The sequence below is a fragment of the Collinsella sp. SGI.178 genome, assembly GCF_050313495.1.
In the GTDB taxonomy this organism is placed as follows: Bacteria; Actinomycetota; Coriobacteriia; order Coriobacteriales; family Coriobacteriaceae; genus Collinsella.
Window position 1 is genome coordinate 1 of the sequence record NZ_JBNPLM010000039.1, and the last position, 3,949, is coordinate 3,949.

At 47.2% G+C, this 3,949-nt stretch carries 3 protein-coding genes and 1 pseudogene; 3 read left to right on the forward strand and 1 reads right to left on the reverse strand.

What is annotated here, in order from left to right:
- Positions 1–887: glycoside hydrolase family 25 protein (locus tag ACQRAQ_RS08445; RefSeq protein ID WP_427794536.1), on the reverse strand; the 887-nt coding region annotated here is incomplete at its 3' end.
- 194 nt (positions 888–1,081) lie between these two features.
- Here ACQRAQ_RS08445 and ACQRAQ_RS08450 point away from each other — a divergent pair.
- The 3 genes and pseudogenes from ACQRAQ_RS08450 to ACQRAQ_RS08460 form a co-directional block, all read left to right on the forward strand.
- Complete coding sequence (locus ACQRAQ_RS08450) at positions 1,082–2,122, forward strand: hypothetical protein (RefSeq protein ID WP_427794537.1); 1,041 nt, start codon at positions 1,082–1,084, stop codon at positions 2,120–2,122.
- 473 nt (positions 2,123–2,595) lie between these two features.
- A complete protein-coding gene (locus ACQRAQ_RS08455; RefSeq protein ID WP_427794538.1) occupies positions 2,596–3,045 on the forward strand; it encodes a DUF4869 domain-containing protein in 450 nt (149 codons plus the stop codon).
- A 663-nt stretch (positions 3,046–3,708) separates the two neighbouring features.
- Positions 3,709–3,949, forward strand: a pseudogene (locus ACQRAQ_RS08460) (IS21 family transposase); the annotation flags it as partial.

Below are 3,949 nucleotides of genomic sequence, written 5' to 3' on the forward strand. Positions count from 1 at the left end.
AGATACAACCATCCAGTATATGCCTTACCATTAGAGGTTGCGTAATACCAAATGTTGTCTTTTAACTGCCAATGATAAAGAGAGACATCAACATACGCATAGTTCATATCAACGTTGCCGTTGATTCCAGGGACTTTTCCGTTGCTCTTATACTGCCAAAAACTGTAATTACCGGTATAGTCACATTGCGAGTTATATTGGGCAATCCAGTGATCCCAAGAACCGCTCTTGAATACGGAATCGGTCAATATAGTGTTAAACCAATTCAGATTTGCATAGATGCCCGGCTTATATCCAGCTGCAGAAATCTTATTGCAAAAAATCTGAGCTCTAGATGCAATTCCGGTTTTCCGACCATCCGCAATGATGCTGTTGTCTTCAAGATCGTAATACACCGGCAGACGTGGATTATGCCCAGAAAGGCAGCCAATAACCATGGACGCCTCATCGGCCGCCTGTTGATCATCCCAAGCATACGAATAAATATAGACACCGTAGGGGATTCCAAGACGCTCACACTCAGAAATATTACGAGTGAATTGATAGTCAACTCGACCGCCGAAACACGGAGCACCAAATCCAACGCGCAGAATAGCGAAATCAATACCAGAAGCTTTTACAGCATCCCAATTAATGCGTCCTTGGTGCTCGCTGACGTCAATGCCCTGCGCTGTAACCCCATCGGGAAGAATGTCCATGGACAATAGGGCTACTCCATCTTCTTCGGAAGAAGCATCCTCAGCGGCAAACTGCCCATCCTCGTAACGCCAGGAATTCTCAACTAAAGAGCGTGCAGCTTCTGCATCCGACGGGAACAAAATCGACGAAATTGACGTAAGTAATAACAGCGTTAGAACCAGTACAAGTAACTTAATATGTTTTACCATGCAAACTCCACTAACGAACAAAACCATCTATTTTCAGTATATTCAAGCCCGTTCCCGAGCATGTTCGAATTATCCTATTAATAATACCGCGACCACCATTCGGGCGTCTTGTTATCTCTGACCGCTTGCCAAAGAACAGAGCTTGTACTGCTACTATTAGATAGACATTCGAAATAACTAAAGAAAGCGAATAAATGACAGAGTCGAAACAACGTGCATACGGCATCGATATTGCTCGACTAGCTGCAATGTATATGGTTGTGATACTACACAACCTCGGAAGAGGGGGAATCCTTGACTGGACGCTAGATTCGATTAGAGATCTAGCTTACTTGTCAGTTGAGAATTATGCAATTATCGCTGTAAACGTTTTTGCAATGATATCAGGCTATTTGTCAGCCGGTAGGCCACTTAAGGGACGGTCCATTTTCTCAATCTGGGCTACAGCCTGTTTCTGGTCCGCAGCAACTGCACTAACGGGGTTCGCCCTTGGGCAAATCGGTAAATTCGATTTGTTTGTTTCGCTATTTCCAGTCTCCACGGCAGAATACTGGTATCTGAACAGCTTTCTTCTCCTTCAGCTAATGGTGCCATTTCTTAACTGCGCAATCGCGTCAATAGCATCATTTCAGTTAGGAGTCTTAACTTTGGCCCTGCTAATTGCCTCGACGCTATTTGAATCAACAGGGTTAAATAATGGCTATTCTACGATGTGGCTCGCTGTGCTCTGGCTTACCGGTGCATCAATCAAGAGAAACAAGGAAACTTTGGATAGAATCGTGAGCACGAGAAGATTGCTCTTTGCATATATATTGCTGCCACTTGTCGTTTTATACCACCAGTGGAATGACGTTCATGTACTACAGATGAGCCCTCTTCGCTGGCTCGCCTATTCCAACCCTTACGTTGCGACGAGCTCTATATGCTTCTTTATCCTCGCAACAAGAATAAATGTCAGTTCGAAGAAAGCAAAAAGCTTTCTAAAACAGACTTCACCATTAGCTTTTGCAGTCTACATAATAGACACTAGCAAATGGTTTTACGGCATTTGGCTTAACGGAAAACTAAGTTGGCTGCTAGACAAAACTGCACTAATTGGCGTGCCCCTGCTACTGACCGTAAGTTTAATCTTTTTCGCATGCTTTATACTTCTTGAGCTATTTCGAAAAAAGGCTATAAAACTGCTCGAATCCATGAAGCCTGATAAATATGACCGATATCATCAAACTGACTAGAAATACATTTGATTCAGTAATCAATATATTATGATAATGTCAAAGCAATTAGATGTAACTCAACGGAGAGGGAGCACTCATCCTTCTCCGTTGAAGTTTGGCAACCTAGCAAATCAGAATTATTTTCAATGAGCCCGACGCGGTCAAACCAGAGATGTGATTTCCATAGCCATCGTTATGCAAGATCATCTTTCTCGCCAGGCATATTGCCCCAGAAATAACCTGTTATTCAACGGGAAATCGATAAAAGGTGTCTCTGTGGCTGCAATTTAAATTTGAGCCGCTACACCTCATCCGTTGCGCCGAAAAGCTTCTGAACCAAACTGAGCGCATGAGCGTACCGATTTAATACGTCAACTAAATACAGGCCTAAGCCATCAATCGCGTTCACCGCGGGCCGATGACGCCCATCTCCCACGCTGCGATACAATCTACTACACCAAATGCTAAACCAGCAACCCGAAGGGGCCAACGTGTTGACAATCCACTATGGTGATATGGAGAACGTTATCTACAATACGTCGGTTTGCTTCGATAACGTTTATTCACCTCAATGGTTTCAAGATGCCTTTGCGCAAAGAATTATTAAATCCATCGATAAAGGCAGTGTGGTTGGACTTGGCGCAATAAACACCAAGATCTTAGGCATCATCCCTCCTGAAAGGCTGTCGGGAGGCACCAAAACGCTGTTGCTCATGTATTTCATGCCTCAGAATGTATACAATGCCACAAACTGCAGCGACAATTGCGCTTACTGGATTCTAAGAATCGCCGCACAGCATGATCTGACAATCAACCTCTACTATTTGATGGATTTTGGGAACGGCAAATTCACAGTGACCGTTGCAAATACGAGTGATGTCGTCCACACGATGTTCGACCTTGTCCCTATAGCCGCAAAATGCCTAAGGGAGAACTCCTGACGCACGTTTTCGATATGATAAGAGCCGCTTGAACGAGGAGTACTTGAACCCCACCGCTCTTGCAGCTCTTGAGGGCACTTTGCCGGATCTCGAAATTACTTCGCGCTAAAGCGAGGAGTGCTCACTGTCGGAGGATAAGTTCGGTCCGAGCCAGGAATCGCCATCCAAGAAGAACTCCGGCCAGCGCCGCATGAACAGTGCCTGTTCGCGCTTCCAGCGGCGCAGTTTTTCCTCGTTGGCCTCTTCCCTGCCGCGCGAGGTGAACTCGTAGTGGTACAGCCCTCACTCTCTGCGAATGGTATCTTTGTTGCTGCGAATTTGAACACGCAATACTTTAGATAGACGAAATCTGATTGGCAGGCGATGAGGAGAGCCACATCTTATTATCACGGGGATTGTCGCCCCAGAAAAAACCGATATGGCAATCGACGCTGGCGTCAGCCTTAAAGATGGTGACATCACCCTCTCTCGATTTAGAACCGTTCGAGAATCTCCTCGGCATTCTCTCGCAGATAGCTATCTAGGTTGTTAGCGCCGGGCGATTTTAGCCGCTAATAGTCAAACTATTTTGACCAATCCCGGTCACCGAATAATGGCCACCGTGCCTCCCCGCCGCCACTACGCTGGTGGTGCCAACACGCCGGCGTTAGGAGGACCATTGAGGTGAACGAGAGACACGATGACCTACAGGAAATTATAGACGCGGCGCTCCGGGAGATGGCCGCGGAGGAGGGCGACGGGTTCGACCCGCAGACATGCAACCTCGCGGAGTTCTGCAGGAGGACGGGGCTCACCCGCTCCCGCGCGAGGACGGTCAGGGCACACGGGTTCAGGGCCCTGCCCCACGGGAACAGCGGGAGGAGGGCCGCGCCGGGCGTGCTCGCCGGCCACACCGGCCTGGTGG

Bases quoted from the DNA above. Each gene is read 5' to 3' on its own strand.
- ACQRAQ_RS08450 (WP_427794537.1), top strand. From the start codon at position 1,082: ATGACAGAGTCGAAACAACGTGCATACGGCATCGATATTGCTCGACTA.